We start from the raw sequence: 18054 nt of genomic DNA, 5'->3' as shown, positions 1-18054 counted from the left end.
TTCAGAGCTCGACCGTGATCGTGTCGGTGGGGTTGGTATCGGGCTGATCGGCGTGGGTCCCGGCACCCTTCGCGTGGGACGGGACGGGACGGCCACCGACCAGTGAATAGATCAGCTGGTGGGACGTCTCCAGGTCGAACAGGGCAGTCAGCTCGGTCGCCTCCAGCGAGCCGATTCCGCAGAGGCCGAGGCCGTGGTCGGGGGCGGCCATCGTCAACAGTTGGGCCATCGCACCCGCCTCGATTGCGCAGAACGTATGACTCTGCTCTGGATAGAGGGGCTCGATCGCCGTCCGCTGCGCCACCAGGAACAGCGCGAACGCCGCCGCCTCGAAGACCGGCTGGTTGACGAAGTAGTCGTAGGCGTCCGAGGGCAGCTCGCGGTCGTGGCCGAGCGCCACCAGGTGGTGTGTGGCCGGGTCGTGGTAGTAGGCCCCGCCCGGCACTCCGGTCACCCGGCCGGGCTTCACATACAGGTAGGTCTGTACGGAATAGGTGCCGCCAGCCGAGCCGTACTGGAATTTCCCCTGGCCGTCGACCGCTCGCTGGGACAGGGGGGCCAGGAGCAGTCCGAGCGCCTCGGCCGGTACCGGGGCCGGGTCGAACCGCCGGACCGAGCGGTAGCCGGTGTAGCACTGCTCGAACGCCGGATCGGCTGGTGCGGGTAACGTGACCTGTGGGCTGTCGGGCGTGAGGACGCGCCGGCCCCGCCGGTCCGTCTTGAACTCGGCGCGGGCGGCCGGTTCCTCGATCACCCCGAGGACGGCCCGCTGGGCGGTCGCGACGACGGCCCGCTGGGCGGCGTACTCGCGGAACATGGCGAGCAGGTCGGCGAGGGTCGGGGTACGCATCAGCCGGGCCAGCTTCGGCCGGAAACCCAACTCGCTGGCCAGGGCGTTGGCGATTCGTACGATGTCGATGGAGGTCGCGCCGAGCAGCAGCAGGTTGGCGTCCGGTGCGACCACCGCCAGGTCGAGGATCTCGGTGACGATCGCCACCAGGCGGTTCTCGGCCGGATCGTCGAACAGCAGCGTCTCGACGGCGACCATGGCCGACGGCTTCGGGTCGGGCAGTTGCCCCCGGTCGACCTTGCCATTGGCCGACAGCGGCAACGCGTCGAGCATGGTGAACGACGCCGGCACCATGTACGCCGGCAGTCGGTCCTCCAGGTGCTCGACCAGCGCGGTGGGGTCGAGCGCGACGCCCTCCGGCACCACGTACGCGGCCAGCCGCTTGTCGCCCTGGGCCGACCCCAGCAGCCGCAGCGCTGCGGCGCGTATCCCGGGGTGGGCCTCCAGCGCCGCCTCGATCTCGCCCAGTTCGATCCGATAGCCGTGCACCTTGACCTGGCCGTCCTCGCGGCCGAGGAACTCGATCGTCCCGTCGGGCCGCAGCCGTCCCAGGTCGCCGGTGCGGTAGAGCCGCTCACCGGTGACCGGATGGGTGACGAAGCTGGCCGTGGTCGCCGCCTCGTCCCGCCAGTAACCCTGCGCCAGGCCCACCCCGCCGATGTAGAGGTCACCGGTGGCCCAGGTCGGCCGGGGTCGGAGCGCCTCGTCCAGTACGTACATCCGCTGGTGGGTCAACGCCCGCCCGTACGGGACGCTGCGCCAGGCCGGATCCACCTCGTCGACGGGATGGTGGATCGACCAGATCGACGCCTCGGTGGCCCCACCGAGGCTGTGCACCTGAAGGTCGGGCAGCAGCGCCCGCAGCCGCCCGGGTAGCGGAAGTGGGATCCAGTCACCGGAGAGCATCGCCAACCGCAGCGACGGTGGCAACGGGTGACCACCGTCGGCGTGGTCGGCGAGCATGCCGGCCAACGCTGGTACCGAGTTCCAGACACTGACCCGGTGGGTGTGGGCCAGGTCCAGCCAGTGGGCCGGATCGCGGGCCAGTTCCGGGTCGAGTGTCACCACCGCCGCGCCGGCGGCGAGCGTGCCGAAGATGTCGAAGACCGAAAGGTCGAAGCTGAGCGCGGAGATGGCCAGGACCCGGTCGGCCGGGCCGACGGCGAAGCGCTCGTTGACGTCGAGCAGCGTGTTGACCGCACCGCGATGATCGATCATCACGCCCTTCGGCGTGCCGGTGGAGCCGGACGTGTAGATCACGTACGCGAGTTCGGTGTCGGCTCTCGCGACCGGCCGGAGCACCGGCCCACTCGCGCCGCCTGCCCCATCGGACCCACCCGCACCGCCGGTGCGGTCCGCCTTACCCGTGGTCGTGTCGACCACCAGTCGCTGGATACCACCGGGTACGACCACAGGCGCCGAGTCCACCAGGATCAGGGTGGCCTCGGCCCGGTCCAGTACCCGCGCCACCCGCTCGGCCGGCCACTCCGGGTCGACCGGCAGGTAGGCGCCACCGGCGTAGAGGATCGCCAGAGTGGCGACGACCTGACGCCAGCCACGGTCCAGTCGTACCGCGACGAGCTGCCCCGGGCCTACGCCATGCTCCTGCAACCGGCCGGCCAACCGCCGCGCCTCGACCCGCAATATCCGGTAGTCCAGCTGCCGGTCCGGGGCCAGCACCGCGGGTGCGGTGGGGGTCGCCAGTGCCTGCCGGTCGAACAGTTCGTGCAGCAACGGCCGAGTGGCGGGCCGGTCCGTCGGGGCGGGTGGGGCGACCGGCTCGTCCAGCGTGCCCCGCCAGGCCTCGGGGACCTCCAGGCGACGCAGCAGGGTCCGATACGCCGCGAACATCTCGGCGACCAGACCGGTGGGGAACAACTCGTCGATGCTGTCCCAGTTGTAGTGCAGCCGCCCGCCAGCCTCCAGCACCGTGTGGTCGATCCACACCTGTGGAGTCTGGGTGATGCCGTGGACGACCTCGCCCTGCAACGCCGACGCGAGACCACCGTCGCCGGTGTCCGGAGCCAACTCGCTCAGCGTGCTGTTGAAGACGATCGGCACGGCGGCGTGCCGGGTGCCCCTGGCGCGGGCGAGTTCGCGGTTCACCCGTACCCCGCTGACCGCGGCATGGTCGATGTCCTGCCAGAGTTGTTCCTGCACCGTCCGGGCCCGGGTCGCGAAGTCGACGCCGGGCGGCACCTCGACCTCCAGCAGCACCAGGGAGGTGAAGTCGCCGATGACGGCGTTGATGCCGGGGTGCAGCGGCAGCCGGTTGAACAGTGGCAGGCTCAACGTGAACCTTGGCTGGCGGCTCCACCGGGCCAGTACCTGTGCGAACGCGGTCACCAGCAGCACCGACGGGGTGACCCCGTGCCGGCCGGCCGCCGCCTTCAGCCGGCTCCACCGCTCGGCGGACAGCACCTCGTCGTAGCGGGTGAACCGGGGCCGCTCGATGCTCTCCGGCTGACGTTCCAACGGCAGCGCCGGCGCGGAGGCCAGGCTGTCGACCCGCTGCCGCCAGTAGTCCAGCGCCCGCTCGTAGCGCGGCGTCTGCCGCAGGACCCGCTCGGTCAGGACGTAGTCTCGGAAACTCACCGGAATCGGCGGCAGGTCGACGTCCGGATCGGTGTAGAACAACGCCAGCTCGTGTTCCAGGATCTGCGTGCTGGCCGCGTCGACGATCAGCGCGTCGATGCTGACGTGTAGTCGTACCTCGCCGTCGAGCAGGGTCAGGGCGAACTCGAACAGCGGCCAGCAGCCGGCGTCGAGCAGTTGGTGGGACATCCGCTCCCGGGTTTCCCCCAGCCGCCGCTCGACCGTCTCGGGATCGAGTCCGCGCAGGTCCTGCCGAGCCATCCGATAGCGCGGTACGGACGGCAGGATGCGCTGCGTGCCGTCGTCGAAGACCGCGCGGAGCATGTCGTGCCGGTCGACCAGTCGATGCAGTGCCCGGGTGAAGCGCTCCTCGTCGAAGTCGCGTACCCGCAGCTCGCTGTAGCCGTGCGCGCCGACCCCACCGAGTTCGATGGTGGACTCCCGACCTACCCAGTAGGCCTCCTGGATGTCGCTGAGCGGGAACGGTTCGTACCGGCCGGCGGGATCGGGGACCAGCGGGCCGAGGCCCTCGACGGCGGGAGAACCGTGCTGCGCCAGCTCGGCGGCCAGGTCGGCCAGGACCGGCTTCTGGAAGAGCGTACGCAGGGACAACTGGGCTGACATCCGCTCGTTGACGGCGTGGACGAGCCGGGTTGCCAGCAGCGAGTGCCCACCGAGTGCGAAGAAGTCGTCGTGCACCCCGACCCGGTCCCGGCGCAGTACCTCGGCCCAGACGGCGGCGAGTTGGGCCTCCCGGTCGTCGCGCGGGGCGACGTACGTGGTGACCGCCTCCGCCGGGTCGGGTGCCCGCAGCGCCCGACGGTCCAGCTTGCCGTTGGTGGTCAGGGGCAGCCGGTCCAACACCACCCAGCGGGTCGGCACCAGGTGACCAGGCAGCCGGAGCCGTAGCTGGTCGCGGGCTGTCTCGGCGGTGACGTCACCGACCAGGTAACCGACCAGGTGCGGATCACCCGGGGTGTCCTCGCGCAGCAGGACCGCTGCCTCGCGTACGCCGGGAACGCCCCGCAGGGCGTTCTCGACCTCGCCCGGCTCGACCCGGAAGCCCCGTACCTTGACCTGGTCGTCGGCTCGCCCGACGAACTCGATCGTGCCGTCGGCGCGTCGACGGGCCAGGTCACCGCTGCGGTACATCCGCTCACCCGGTCCGGCGAACGGGTCGGGCAGGAACCGCGACGCGGTCGGGCCCGGTCGGTTGAGGTAGCCGCGCGCCAGCCCAGTCCCGCCGATGTACAGCTCGCCGACGACCTCAGACGGCACCGGTTCCAGCCCCGTGTCGAGCACGTACAGCCGCGCGTTGGCGATCGGCCGGCCGATCGGCGGAAGCGTCGGCCAGTTGGCCGTATCCGCGCTGGCCAGGGCGAACTGGCTGACCACATGGGTCTCGGTCGGTCCGTACTGGTTGTAGAGGTACCTGCCGCCCAGCCCGACCACCAGGGCGCGAACGTCGTCGGTGACCCGGAGCGCCTCACCGGCGGTGACGATCTCGCAGCCGGGGTCGAGCGGGGGGACGGTGCCGGTGACTCCGGCCAACTGGTGCACGACCGCCGTGGGCAGGAAGGCCCGTCGTACGCCCTGCTCGGTGACGAACTGGCGCAGGCGACCCAGGTCCCGTACCTGGTCCTCGTCGACCAGTACCAGCGTGCCCCCCTGACACAGGGTGCTCCAGATCTCCTGGACCGAGACGTCGAAGCCGATCGAGGCGAACTGCAACACGCGTTCGGGTACCGGGCTGCCGGGGGTGGCGTAGCGGAGCTGCCAGTCGATCAGGTTGTCGAGGCAACGCCAGGTCTGCGCCACCCCCTTGGGCTGTCCGGTCGAGCCGGAGGTGTAGATCACGTAGGCGAGGTGGTCCGGTCCGGCGGCCGGACCGGGATTGCTGGCAGGGTTCCCGGCCCAGCGCCCCACATCGGTGACGAGGTCGACGGCGGGCGGCGCGCCGGTGAGCCGGGCGACCGCCCCGGTGTCCCGGCCGGTGAGCAACAGGACCGGCGAACTGTCCCGTAGCAGGTGGGCGAGGCGTTCTGCGGGGTGTGTCGGATCCAGCGGCAGGTAGGCACCCCCGGCCTTGAGAATGGCCAGCAGCGCGACGACCAGCTCCGGTGACCGGCGCAGGCAGACCGCGACGACGCGGTCCGGGCCGACGCCCTGTGCCCGCAGGTGGTGGGCGAGCTGGTTGGCGCGGCTGTTCAGCTCGCCGTACCGCAGCGACTCGTCCCCGAACGACACCGCCACCGCGTCCGGTGTGGCGACGACCTGCGCCTCGAACCGGCCACGGACACCCCGCACCACCGGCACCGGCGGGATCTGTCGCAGCAACTGTTCCCGATCCCGCTCGTCGAGCAGGGTGAGTTCCGCTATTGGTCGGTCGGGTTGGTCGACCAACTGGGTCAGTACCTGATGGAGGTAACGGGTGTAGCGACGCGCGGTGGCCTCGTCGAACAGGGCGGTGGCGTACTCGAGGCTGCCGCGGATCCGACCGTTCTGCTCGGCCAGGGACAGCATCAGGTCGAACTTGGCGGTGGGGTACGGGGCGGGCAGGGTGCCGACCTGGATGCCGGGCAGGGCCAGTTCGCCGTCCTCGGTGTTCTGCCAGGCGAACATCACCTGGAACAGCGGGGTGTGGGCGAGGTTGCGGGCCGGGTTGACGAGTTCGACGACCTGTTCGAAGGGGAGGTCCTGGTGTTCGAGGGTGGTCAGGGACAGGTCGCGGACCCGGTGGAGGAGTTCGGTGCCGATGGGATTGCCGCTGAGGTCGATCCGTAGGGCGAGGGTGTTGACGAAGAAGCCGATGAGGTCTTCGAGTTCGGTGCGGCGGCGGTTGGCGGTGGGGGTGCCGATGACCAGGTCGTGTTGGCCCGAGAGACGGGACAGGACGATGGCCCAGCCGGTGAGCAGGGTCATGAACAGGGTGCCGCCGTATCGGGTGCCGAGGCCGGTCAACGCGGCGGTCAGGTCGGTGCCCAGGTCCAGGTGGAGTTGGGCACCATGGTGGTCCTGCTCCGGCGGTCGAGGTCGGTCGGTGGGGAGTTCGAGGAGGGTGGGAGCGTCGGTCAGGGCCTGCCGCCAGTAGGTTTCCTGCCGTGCGAGGGTGTCGTCGGTGAGCCACTGGCGTTGCCAGGCGGCGTAGTCGGCGTACTGGGTCGGCAGTGGTGTTAGCGGATCGGGCTGGCCGTGGTGGATCGCGGTGTAGAGGGCGCCGAGTTCGCGGGTGAGGACACCCATGGACCAGCCGTCGAAGACGATGTGGTGCACGGTCAGCAGCAGTACGTGCTGGTCTGGGGCGAGTACGACGAGCCGGCCCCGAATGAGCGGACCGGTGGTGATGTCGAACCGGGTGCTGGTCTCGGCTTCCTGTAGCTCGGCCAGCCGGGCGCTGATGTCGGCGCACCCGGTCAGGTCCTCGACCTGTAGGGCGAGTCCGACCTCGGGTGGGTCGACGTGCTGGTACGCCTCTGCGTCCTCGGTGGTGACGATGCGGGTGCGCAGGATCTCGTGTCGGGCGACGATGGTGTCCAGCGCGGTGGTGAGGGCGTCGCGGTCGAGCCAGCCGTCGAGGCGTAGGGCCAGGGGCATGTGGTAGGCGTGGCTGACGCCGCCCAGGTGTTCCAGGAACCACAACCGCTGCTGCGCGAAGGAGAGCTCCAACGGGCCGGTGCGATCGGCTGGGCGGATCGGTGGCAGCACGTCGCGCCCGTCCGGCGTCAACCGGGTGACGAAAGTGGCCAGGACCGGTGCGGCGAAGAGCGCCGCCGGGGAGACCTCCCGCCCCAGCGTCTGCCGGATCCTCGCGACCAGTCGCATGGCGAGCAGCGAATGGCCGCCCAGGGCGAAGAAGTCGTCGTGGCGACCGACCCGATCGATGCCCAGCACCTCGGCCCAGACTCCCGCGACCATGGTCTCCAGCAGCCCGGCTGGCTCGACGTATCCGCGCTGTCCGAAGGAATCTCCGTCCGGTGCCGGCAGCGCCGACCGGTCGAGCTTGCCGTTGGGCGTCAGCGGCCACGCCGACAGGCGGACGTACGCGGCGGGCACCATGTACTCGGGCAACTCGGTGGCGAGCCGGTCCCGCAACACCATGGCATTCGGCGGCTGGCCTGTCCCAGCCAGGAAGTACGCGAGGAGCCGCTGGTGGCCACTGGTGTCCGGCCGGGCGACGACGACAGCCTCCCGTACGCCGGGACAGGCGGCCAGCCGCGCCTCGACCTCGCCGAGTTCGACCCGGAAGCCCCGGACCTTCACCTGGAAGTCGTCCCGGCCGAGAAACTCGATCCGCCCGTCCGGGAGCCGACGTCCCAGGTCGCCGGTGCGGTAGAGCCGGTCACCGGGGACGAAAGGGCTGGCGAGGAAGCGTTCCGCCGTCAGCTCGGGCCGGTTCAGGTAGCCCCGGGCCACGCCGGCACCACCGATGACGATCTCGCCGATCACCCCTGCCGGAACCGGTTCACCGGCCTCGTCGAGAAGGTAGACCCGTACGTTCGGCAGCGGTCGGCCGATCGGCAGGCAGGCCAGCTCGGCCACGCCGGTGCTCGGAAGCTGGTAACAGGTGCTGTCTACGGCGGCCTCGGTCACCCCGTACGCGTTGACGATCCGCACCTGCGGGCCGCACAACGCCCGCAACTGCGCCGCGTTCGCCACCGTCCACGCGTCCGAGCCGCAGACCACCGTCTCCAGGCCGGCGAGGCTGCCGCCAACGGTCTCCAGGTAGCCCATCAGCGGGTTGAGCACCGCCGGTACGAAGTCGGCGAAGTCCACGCCGTGTTGCCGCAGCAGGGCGTACAGCCCCGGCCCGTCGAGCAGCAGCGGGCGGGGGCAGAGCACCAGCCGCCCACCGAATCCCAGCGCCCGCACCACGTCGGCGGTGAACACGTCGAAGGAGAAGCTGGCCATCTGTAGGTGCACCAGATCGGACCGCAGGTCGAAGAGGTGTTCCCAGGCCGCGGCGACGGCGACGAGTTGACCGTGCTCGACCAGCACGCCGTTGGCCGCACCGGAGGTGCCGGAGGTGTAGATGACATACGCCAGGTTGTCCGGAGTCGATCCCTCGACCACCGGATCGGTCTCGGCCTGCTCCGTCCAGTCGGCCGCGTCGAGGTCGAGGTCGATGACACAGAGGTCGGCTCCGGAGAGTGCAGGCGCGGAGAGCGCGGTCCCGGAGAGTGCGGCTCCGGACAGCGCAGGCGTGGAGAGCGCGGTCCCGGAGAGTGCGGCGTGTAACCGGTCGCGTGCCGGACGGTGGGTCAGCGCCGCGATCGGGGTGGCGTCCCGCAACATGTAGGCCAACCGCTCGACCGGGTAGGCCGGGTCCAGCGGCAGGTAGGCACCCCCCGCCTTCAACACCGCCAGCAGGGCCACCACCGCGTCCAGCGAACGCTCCACGCAGATCGCGACCAGCCGGTCCGGTCCGACACCCCGGGTCCGCAGGTGGTGCGCCAGCCGGTTGGCCTGCGCGTTCAGTTCACCATAGGTGAGCCGGTACTCGTCGAGGACGAGGGCCACCGCGTGCGGGTCCCGAGCCACCTGAGTCTCGAACAGGTGGTGCACCAACCGATCCGGCGGGTACGCCACCGCTGCCTCGTTGCCGTCGACCAGTAGCCGGTGCCGCTCGGCCGGCGGCAGTACGTCCAGTCGCCCGATGGGCGTACCGGGTGCCTGCTCCAGCGTGTCGGCCAGGGCGACGAGCGCCTGCTCGACCATCGCGCAGACCTGCTCGGCGGCGACGCCGGCCGTGGCGGCGACCGTCAACACGAACCCGTCGCCCAGGTCGTCGACGTCCAGCGCCAGCGGGTAGTTGCCGCGTTCCTCGGCGGCCAGGTAGGTCAGGTCGTCCGGGTCGACCGTCGGTGTGGTGTCGGATTCGGCCAGCACCTCGACGTGCCGGTAGTTCAGTAGCGCCGTGAAGAGCGGAGCCGGTGGTGCCACGCCGCTGCAGGACTGGGCCAGGGCCAGTGGTGCATGCTCGTGCCGGATCAGCTCCGTCAACATCGCGTGGGTACGGAGCACACAGTCCGCGATGCTGGTCGCACCGAGGCTGATCCGCAGCGGAAGGGTGTTGATGAATGGACCCAGCACCCGATCGGTGCCGGCGTCGGCCCGCATTCGCCCGAGCAGGACGGTGCCGAAGACGACGTCGTGACGGGTGCTGGCCCGGCCCAACACCTGTCCCCAGGCGACGTGGAAGAGGCTGGTCGCACCGACCCGCAGCGCCTGCGCCCGGTCCCGCAGCCGGCGCGACAGCGCCGCGTCGAGACGTAGCCGGGAGTGCCGCATGCTGTGGCCGTCGCCGTGGATGTCCAGCAGGCCGAAGGGGGCGGTCGGCGTGTCGACGTCCCGGAGCATGCCCCGGAAGAAGGTCTCCTGGTCGGCCCGGTCCGCACCCCGGCGCATCCGGGCCACGAAGTCGCGGAACGGCAGCGGTGGCGGCAACCGGTCGGCCCGGCCGGCCAGGTGTGCCCGGATCTCGGCGGTGAGCTGCTTGAGTGAGGTGTTGTCGTCGATGATGTGGTGGATCAGCTCCAGTGCCAGCCAGCTCCCGTCGTGCGGGTTCCGGGCGACCAGCAGCCGCAGCAGGGGTGCCTGGTGCAGGGGGAGTCGACCAAGCCGCTGGTCGAAGTGCTTCCGTAGCTGCTGACGTGGGTCGCCGCCCGCCGGATCCAGCGTCACCTCCTCGACCGGCAGCGGGGCCCGCCGCCACACCACCTGTACCGGCTCGTTGACCCCCTGCCACACCACTGCGGTACGTAGGATGTCGTGCCGCGCGATCACGGCCTCCAGCGCGGCCCGGTAGCGGTCCAGCCGGTTCCGGTCGGCGAACCCGATCAAGGTGGTGACCAGGTACGGATCACCGGTGTGGGCCATCAGGTGGTGGAACAGGATGCCTTCCTGCATCGGGGCCAGCGGGTAGATGTCCTGGACGTTGCCCGCTCTAGCCGGCACGGTGGCGACGATCGCGTCGATCTCTGGCTGGCTGAGCTCCACCAGGGGCAGCAGATCCGGGGTGATCCGTGGGCAGCCGGCCGGGATCAGATTGGGTGGGACCTCGTCCCGAGCCGGGCCGGCACCGACGGCGGTGGCCAGGTCGGCCAGGACCGGTGATCCGAACAGCATCCGTACGTCGGCGTGCACGCCCTGCCGGCGCATCCGTTCCAACACCCGCAGCGCCAGCAGCGAGTGCCCGCCCAACGCGAAGAAGTTGTCGTGCCGGCCGACCTGTTCGATGCCCAGCACCTCGGCCCAGATGGCGGCGAGGGTGGTCTCCATCGGGCCGACCGGTGCCGCGTACCGCCGGGTGGCGAAGGCGGTTCCCTCGGGCGACGGTAACGCCTGGCGATCGAGCTTGCCGTTGGCGGTGAGGGGCCATTCGGCGACCGGCACGTACGCGGCCGGGAGCATGTGCTCGGGTAGGACTCCGGAGAGCCGGTGACGCAGCGCGTCGGCGGTCAACCTACGGACCGAGGCGGTGTAGTAGGCGACGAGTCTGGTGCCGCCAGCCGGATCTGTGCTGGCCAGTACCACCGCTTCGCGTACGCCCGGGGCGGCGGTCAGGTGTGCCTCGATCTCGCCGAGTTCGACCCGGAAACCTCGGATCTTCACCTGGAAGTCGTTGCGGCCGAGATAATCCAACTCTCCGTCGGGCCGCCGACGAACCAGGTCACCGGTCCGGTAGAGCCGATCGCCGGGCACGAAGGGGCTGTCGAGGAAGCGTTCCGCCGTCAGCTCGGGCCGGTTGAGGTAGCCCCGGGCCACTCCCGCGCCGCCGACGTAGAGTTCACCGGCGACCCCGGGCGGTACCGGCTCCAGCCGCTCGTCCAGCACGTAGTGCCGCAGGTCGTCGATGGGCCGCCCGATCGGGCTACGCCCCGGCTGTTCGATGTCGGCCGGGGCCAACGGCCGGTAGGTCACGTGCACCGTCGTCTCGGTGATGCCGTACATGTTGACCAGCTCGGTGTGCTCGTTGCGAGCGTCGGCGTACCACGGTCGCAGCATCGGCGGGTCCAGTGCCTCGCCACCGAATACCACCGTCCGCAGGCGATGCACCCGGCCACTGTCGGCCTGCGCCGCGATGAGGCTGCGGAAGGCGCTGGGGGTCTGGTTGAGGACGGTGACGCCCTCGTCGCAGAGCAGCCGGTGGAACTCCGCAGGGGAGCGGGTGACCGACCGGGGTACGACCACCAGCCGGCCGCCGTGCAGCAGCGCGCCCCAGATCTCCCAGACGGAGAAGTCGAATGCTGCGGAGTGGAAGAGGCTCCACACGTCGGTCGGCCCGAAGTCGAACCAGCGTGCCGTGGCCGAGAAGAGTCGTACCACATTGGCGTGTTCCACCAGGACGCCCTTGGGCTGTCCGGTGGAGCCGGAGGTGTAGATCACGTATGCGAGGTGGTTCGGGGTGAGGTCGACGACCGGTGCGGTACGTGGTTGGTCCGTCCAGGCTTCGGTGTCGATGTGGACCACCGGTACGGAAGCGACGTCGGCCAGCGCGGCGTGGGCCGTGTCGTCGGTGAGCAGCAGGCGGGGTGTGCTGTCCCGCAGTAGGTGGGTGAGGCGGTCGGCGGGGTGGGACGGATCCAGCGGCAGGTACGCGCCTCCGGCCTTGAGGATGGCCAGCAGCGCGATTACGAGGTCGGGGGAGCGTTCCAGACAGACGGCGACCAGGCAGCCCGGGCCGATTCCCCGTGTCCGCAGGTGGTGGGCGAGTTGGTTCGAGCGGGTGTCGAGGTCGGCGTAGTTGAGCGATTGTCCCTCGAAACTCACCGCCACGGCGTCCGGCCGGATGGCCGCCTGTTTCCCGAACAGCGCGGGGATCGTCTCCTCGGCCGGATAGGAAGCGACGCTGTCACCGGCGGCCAGAAGTTGACGACGGTCTTCCGGGGCGAGCAGGGACAGTTCGGTGATGGGTTGGTCGGGATGCTCGACCATCCGGGTCAGGACGTGGCGCAGGTAGTGGGGGTAGCGGTGTGCGGTGGTGTGGTCGAAGAGGGCGGTGGCGTATTCGAGGCTGCCGCGGATCCGGTCGTCGTGTTCGGCGAGGGCGAGGGTGAGATCGAACTTGGCGGTGGGGTAGGGGGTGGGTAGGTGGGTGACCTGGATGCCGGGCAGGGCCAGTTCGCCGTCCTCGGTGTTCTGCCAGGCGAACATGACTTGGAACAGCGGGGTGTGGGCGAGGTTGCGGGTGGGGTTGACGAGTTCGACGACGTGTTCGAAGGGGAGGTCCTGGTGTTCGAGAGTGGTGAGGGAGAGGTCGCGGACCCGGTGGAGGAGCTGGGTGGTGGTGGGGTTGTCGGTGAGGTCGATTCGTAGGGCGAGGGTGTTGACGAAGAAGCCGATGAGGGTTTCGAGTTCGGTGCGGCGGCGGTTGGCGGTGGGGGTGCCGATGACGAGGTCGTGTTGGCCGGAGAGGCGGGACAGGACGATGGCCCAGCCGGTGAGCAGGGTCATGAACAGGGTTCCGCCGTGCGCGGCGGTGAGGTCTTTGAGACCAGCGGTCAGGTCAGCATCGAGTTCGACGGTGATGCGCGCGCCGTGGTGGTCCTGTTCGGGTGGTCTGGGTCGGTCGGTGGGGAGTTCGAGGAGGGTGGGGGCTCCGGTGAGGGTTTGCCGCCAGTAGGTTTCCTGCCGGGCGAGGGTGTCGCCGGTGAGCCATTGGCGTTGCCAGGCGGCGTAGTCGGCGTACTGGAGTGGTAGTGGCGGCAGGGGGTCGGGTCGACCGTCTCGGTTGGCGGTGTAGCGGGCGCCGAGTTCGTGGGTGAGTACGGACATGGACCAGCCGTCGGAGACGATGTGGTGCATCGTGATGAGCAGTACGTGCTGGTCGGGGGCGAGTGTGACGAGTCGGCCCCGGATGAGTGGTCCGGTGGCCAGGTCGAACGGTGCGCTGGTCTCGGCTTCCTGTAGCTCGGCCAGCCGGCTGCCGGGGTCCGGGTGTTCGGTGAGGTCGTCGACGTGGAGGGGGAAGCCGATCTCCGGTGGGTCGACGTGCTGGTACGCCTCTGCGTCCTCGGTGGTGACGATGCGGGTGCGCAGGATCTCGTGTCGGGCGACGATGGTGTCCAGCGCGGTGGTGAGGGCGTCGCGGTCGAGCCAGCCGTCGAGGCGTAGGGCCAGGGGCATGTGGTAGGCGTGGCTGACGCCGCCGAGACGTTCCAGGAACCACAACCGCTGCTGGGCGAAGGACAACGGCAGCGGACCCGACCGGTCTGGTAGCGGCTCGATTTCGATGGCTGCCCGGCCCTCCGGGACCGAGGCAACGGCCGGGGCGGGGGCGGAACCCTGGAACGGCTGATCGTGCGGCAACGTGTGCCCCCTCGGTTCTGGCTGGCCGCCGAGTACATGACCTTGAAAAGGTTGATTCACATTAATTGATCCATCTGGCTGAGGCCAGGATCAATGTCTCAACCGATCTTGATGGCTGGGCCGGCGTGTGGCGACGTCCGAAGGCCGGTCCCGACACAGCGACTGAGCAGGCCAGTAAGCCGGTTGCCCACCGCCGTACCCGGCTGGAAGGCCATTTTCCCCATCTGCGAATGGCGAGAGTAGACAGATAATCCCCGCAACGGGCGTAGCTGCGTTCTGGCCTTGAATCGCCTCAAACCGCGACCCGCGCCAAACTGTCGACCAACTCGTCCGCGAGCCGCGCGTAGACAGCCCTGAGCGTCTGTGCTGACCCGACAGGGCCGGCACGGTTCGCCTCCGCCAAGGCGCGAGCGCACAGCAGAGCGGCCGGGTAGGTCAACGCGTACGCCGACTCGTCCGCGTGGGCCAGGGCCGTCCCGATCGCGTCCGCGTTCGCGATGGCATTGGCGTTCGCATACGCCTCGGCGTTCGCCCCGGTGCTGAGATTGGCGTAGTACTCGGCGTACTCGACGACCTCGTCGGGACGGTAGCCGTTGGCGGTTGCGTAGGCGCGCGCGTTCGCCTGGGCTACCGCCCACGCCTCGGCGTACGGATAGGCGGCCCGGTACCACTCGCGCAGGACCGGCCGGAGCGTGTCACTCCACTCGGTCGCCCCGACCCGATCCCCGGACGACACCCGCCGGTGTAGCTCGATCACCCGATCCTGATCGTCGATGTCGTCCGGCATCGAGGTGACGAGCCGGGCATGCCAGTCGTACACCACCTGGAACGGCACCCGGCCGGCCAGGCGATCGAGTTCCCGTCGCACCCGACGGGTCCACTCCGCCACCGTGTCCGGGTCCCGTCCCTCGCCCAGGGACGCGAGCAGTGCGGCCAGCCACTCCGGCAGGTCACTCATCGGGCGCTCACCGGTCCCGGTTCGCCGGCCGGTCCATTGCGGCCAGGAGGTCGTCGACATCGTCGTCGGTCAACGCGTTGAGGTAGTCGACGTCCCCGGAGCCAACAGGGACGTCAGCGCTCGCCGACCTCGGCGCCGAACCGGCGGCACCACCGGCAACGGGATCGGCTGCGGCACCACCGGCAGTGGAGATGGCTGCGGCGAGCCCCGCCATCGTCGGGTTCTCGAAGAGGGCTCGCACGGGCAGATCGACCCCGTAGGTCGTCCAGATCCGGGCCATCAACTGGGTGGCCTTCACGGAGTGTCCGCCCAGGACGAAGAAGTTGTCGAGGACACCGACCGGACCGGGCAGACCGAGCAGGTCGGCCACGAGCGCCACCAACTCCCGCTCCAGCGGGGTACGCGGCGCGACCGTCGATCCAGGGCCGAAGCCCCAGCGGGGTTTCGGCAGGGCGGACAGGTCCAGCTTGCCCCGGGTCGTCCGGGGCACCTCGTCCAACGCCACGAACGTCGCCGGCACCATGTATTCAGGCAGGAGTCCGCGCGCGTACTCGGGCAGCCCGTCGGGCAGGTCGCCCACCCCGGCCCGGCTGACCACGTAGCCGACCAGTCGTACACCGTCGTGGGCGACGTCGGCGGAGGCCACCACGACGGCGTCGCGCACCTCCGGATGGCCACGCAGCACCGCCTCGACCTCCGCCGTCTCGACCCGGAACCCGCGTACCTTCACCTGCCGGTCGACCCGACCGAGCGGTTCGATCCGGCCGTTCGGCAACCACCGCCCCAGGTCTCCGCTGCGGTATATCCGGCCGCCGGAGGTGAACGGGTCGGGCAGGAACCGGTCGGCGGTTGCCCCGGGGGCACCGGCGTAGCCCTGCCCGAGCCCCGCACCGCCGAGGTAGATCTCGCCGACCACGCCTGGCGGGACCGGCCGCAGCCACCGGTCGAGCAGGTAGATCCGGCTACCGACGATGGCCGGACCGATATCCAGCGGGCCCGGCCCCGTGGCGACCTCGGTGCCGGTCGAGTAAACGGTCGTCTCGGTCGGGCCGTAGAGGTTCCACAGGTGGGTGTCCGGGCTGAGCAGGGCGTCCGCGAGGGCCCGGGGCAGCGCCTCACCGCCGCTGAGGCGTAGCCGCACCCCGGGCGGCACGCCGCCGGCCGCGACCAGCATCCGCCAGGTCGTCGGGGTCGCCTGGAGCATGCTGGCGGACACGGCGGTGAGCAGCCGGCGCAACCGGTTCCCGTCGATCACGTTGTCGTCCCCGGCGACCACCACCGGAGCACCGCACAGCAGTGGGAGCAGCAGGTCGAGCAGGGCGATGTCGAAGGCGAACGTGCTGACCGAGACGACCCGGTCGGCCGGACCGAGGGGAACCAGCTCCCGGAACGTGTGCAGCAGGTGGGCCACCGCCCCCTGGGTGACGGTGACCGCCTTCGGGCGGCCGGTGGAACCCGAGGTGAACAGCACGTACGCCGCCGCTGTCGGCGGCATCGCCGGAGGCGGCGGCAGCAGTGGAGCAGCGTCCGCCGGGTCCGCTCCGGCCAACTGCGCTCCGGCCAACTGCGCTTCGGCCAGGTCGAGCAGGGCCATGGAGGCTGTCAGCTCGGCCAGGAGCGGAGCGGGAAGGGCGCTAGGGTCGGTGACGACGACCCGTACCCCGGCGTCGGCGAGCATCCCGCGCAGCCGCTGCGGCGGATGGGTCGGATCGAGTGGCAGGTACGCCGCGCCGACCCGCCACACGCCGAGCAGCGCCGGAAGTACCCGGGCGCCCCGGGGCAGGACGATGCCGACGGTGTCCTGGACCCGTACGCCGAGCCCCAGCAGACCGGCGGCGATCCGATCGGTCATCGCACGCAGCTGGACACCAGTGAGGGCGACGTCGGGGCCCTGGATCACCATCCGGTCGCCGGGATCGACCTCGGCCACCCAGGCGGCGGCGGTGCTGCCCGGCGGTGGGGTCGACCGGGATGCGGCGGTCGGCCACACCCGGGTGACGAGTTCCCTCATCGCCGGGGACAGGATGTCCACCTCGGACACGGGGCTTTCCGCCGTCGTCGCCAACGCTGTCAGCATCGCGCCGAGTGCGTCGGCGATCCGGCCCGCGCCAGTCGGGGTGAAGAGATCGGTGAGGTAACGCAACCGCACGGTCAGCTCGTCCGGGCCGACGACAGCCGCCAGTTCGAGTTCGAACTTGCCGGTGCCGGTGGGCACCAACTCCGGCCGCCAGCGCAGCCCGCCCCGCTCCAGCGGCGGTGACGCGTCCTCGACCGTACACATCACCTGTACCAGCGGTGCCCGAGACGGATGCCGCTCAGGCCGGCCCAACTCCACCACCCGTGTGAACGGCAGATCCTGGTGGGCCTGGGCCCGCGCGATGGCGGTGTGCAGCCGGTCGAGGAGTTGGTTGAGCGGGGGATCGTCGGGCAGCGCCGCGCGGATGGTCAGCGTGTTCGCGAACAGGCCCAGTATCGACTCCGTCTCGATCCGGGTACGCCCCGCCACGGGTACGCCGACGAGTAGCTCGTCCGCGCCACCGAGCCGGGACAGCGTGGCGACGTACGCGGTCAAAAGCACCGCGAAGAGAGTGCTGTCCCGCCCCTCGGCCAACCGGCGCAGCGCCGCTGCCTGGGCGGCGTCGACCGGGACCGGCAGCTCGGCGGCGGCGGGACCGAGCCGGGCCGGGTACGGGTGGTCCACCGGCAGCGCCACCTCCGGTGGGGCGTCGGCCAGCTCGGCCGACCAGAACCGTTCCGCCTCGACATGACCACCCGCGTCGCTGTGCTCCCGCTCCCAGAGCGCGAAGTCCGCGTACTGCAGGCTCGGCTCGCCTGAGACGGGTGGGTGGCCGGCGTGCAGCGCGGCGTAGTCGGCGGTGAGTTCCTCGAAGAGCAGCCGGAACGACCAGCCGTCGGCGATGGCGTGGTGCGCGACCAGCGACAGTACGTGCCGGTCCGGGGCCAGCCGCAGCAGACGGGTACGCGTCAGCGGCCCGCCGTCGAGCTGGAACGGGATCCGGCCGTGCTCCCGGAGTGCCGATCGGACCGCACCTTCCCGATCCGCCTGCGGCAGGTGCGCCAGGGACACGGTCTCGATGCCGGCCGGGCGTATGCCGTCGTCGATCACCTGGATCGGTAGGCCGCCGTTGGCCCGGAACGTGGTGCGCAGGATCTCGTGCCGCTCGACCACAGCCGCCCAGGCCCCGTCGAGGGCGGCGGCGTCCAGCGGTCCGTCCAGCCACACGGCCCAACCGATGTGGTAGGTGACCTGGCCGGGATCCAGCTGGTCGAGCAGCCACATCCGCCGTTGCGCGGCCGACGCCGGGAACTCGAACAACGCCAT

The 18054-nt window shown here is 70.5% G+C and carries 3 protein-coding genes; all 3 read right to left on the bottom strand.

Going from position 1 to position 18054, the window contains the following annotated elements; genetic code table 11:
- Window position 1: 1 nt before the first annotated feature.
- The 3 genes from FHR38_RS31260 to FHR38_RS31250 all read right to left on the bottom strand — a co-directional run bounded on the left by FHR38_RS31260 (window position 2) and on the right by FHR38_RS31250 (window position 18054).
- Window positions 2-13753, bottom strand: a complete 13752-nt coding sequence (locus FHR38_RS31260; RefSeq protein WP_184538953.1) for a non-ribosomal peptide synthetase — start codon at window positions 13751-13753, stop codon at window positions 2-4.
- Window positions 13754-14045: 292 nt separating this feature from the next.
- Window positions 14046-14711 carry a SpcZ gene (locus tag FHR38_RS31255; protein ID WP_184538951.1) on the bottom strand — a complete coding sequence of 222 codons (666 nt, stop codon included), beginning with the start codon at window positions 14709-14711 and terminating at the stop codon, window positions 14046-14048.
- A gap of 7 nt (window positions 14712-14718) precedes the next feature.
- A complete protein-coding gene (locus FHR38_RS31250; protein ID WP_184538950.1) occupies window positions 14719-18054 on the bottom strand; it encodes a non-ribosomal peptide synthetase in 3336 nt (1111 codons plus the stop codon).

Source organism: Micromonospora polyrhachis (assembly GCF_014203835.1).
In the GTDB taxonomy this organism is placed as follows: Bacteria; Actinomycetota; Actinomycetes; order Mycobacteriales; family Micromonosporaceae; genus Micromonospora_H; species Micromonospora_H polyrhachis.
Note: the sequence above shows the minus strand (reverse complement) of the source record. Positions and strands in the feature narration are given on the sequence as shown.

Bases quoted from the DNA above. Each gene is read 5' to 3' on its own strand.
- FHR38_RS31250 (WP_184538950.1), bottom strand. From the start codon at position 18,054: ATGGCGTTGTTCGAGTTCCCGGCGTCGGCCGCGCAACGGCGGATGTGG.
- FHR38_RS31255 (WP_184538951.1), bottom strand. From the start codon at position 14,711: ATGAGTGACCTGCCGGAGTGGCTGGCCGCACTGCTCGCGTCCCTGGGC.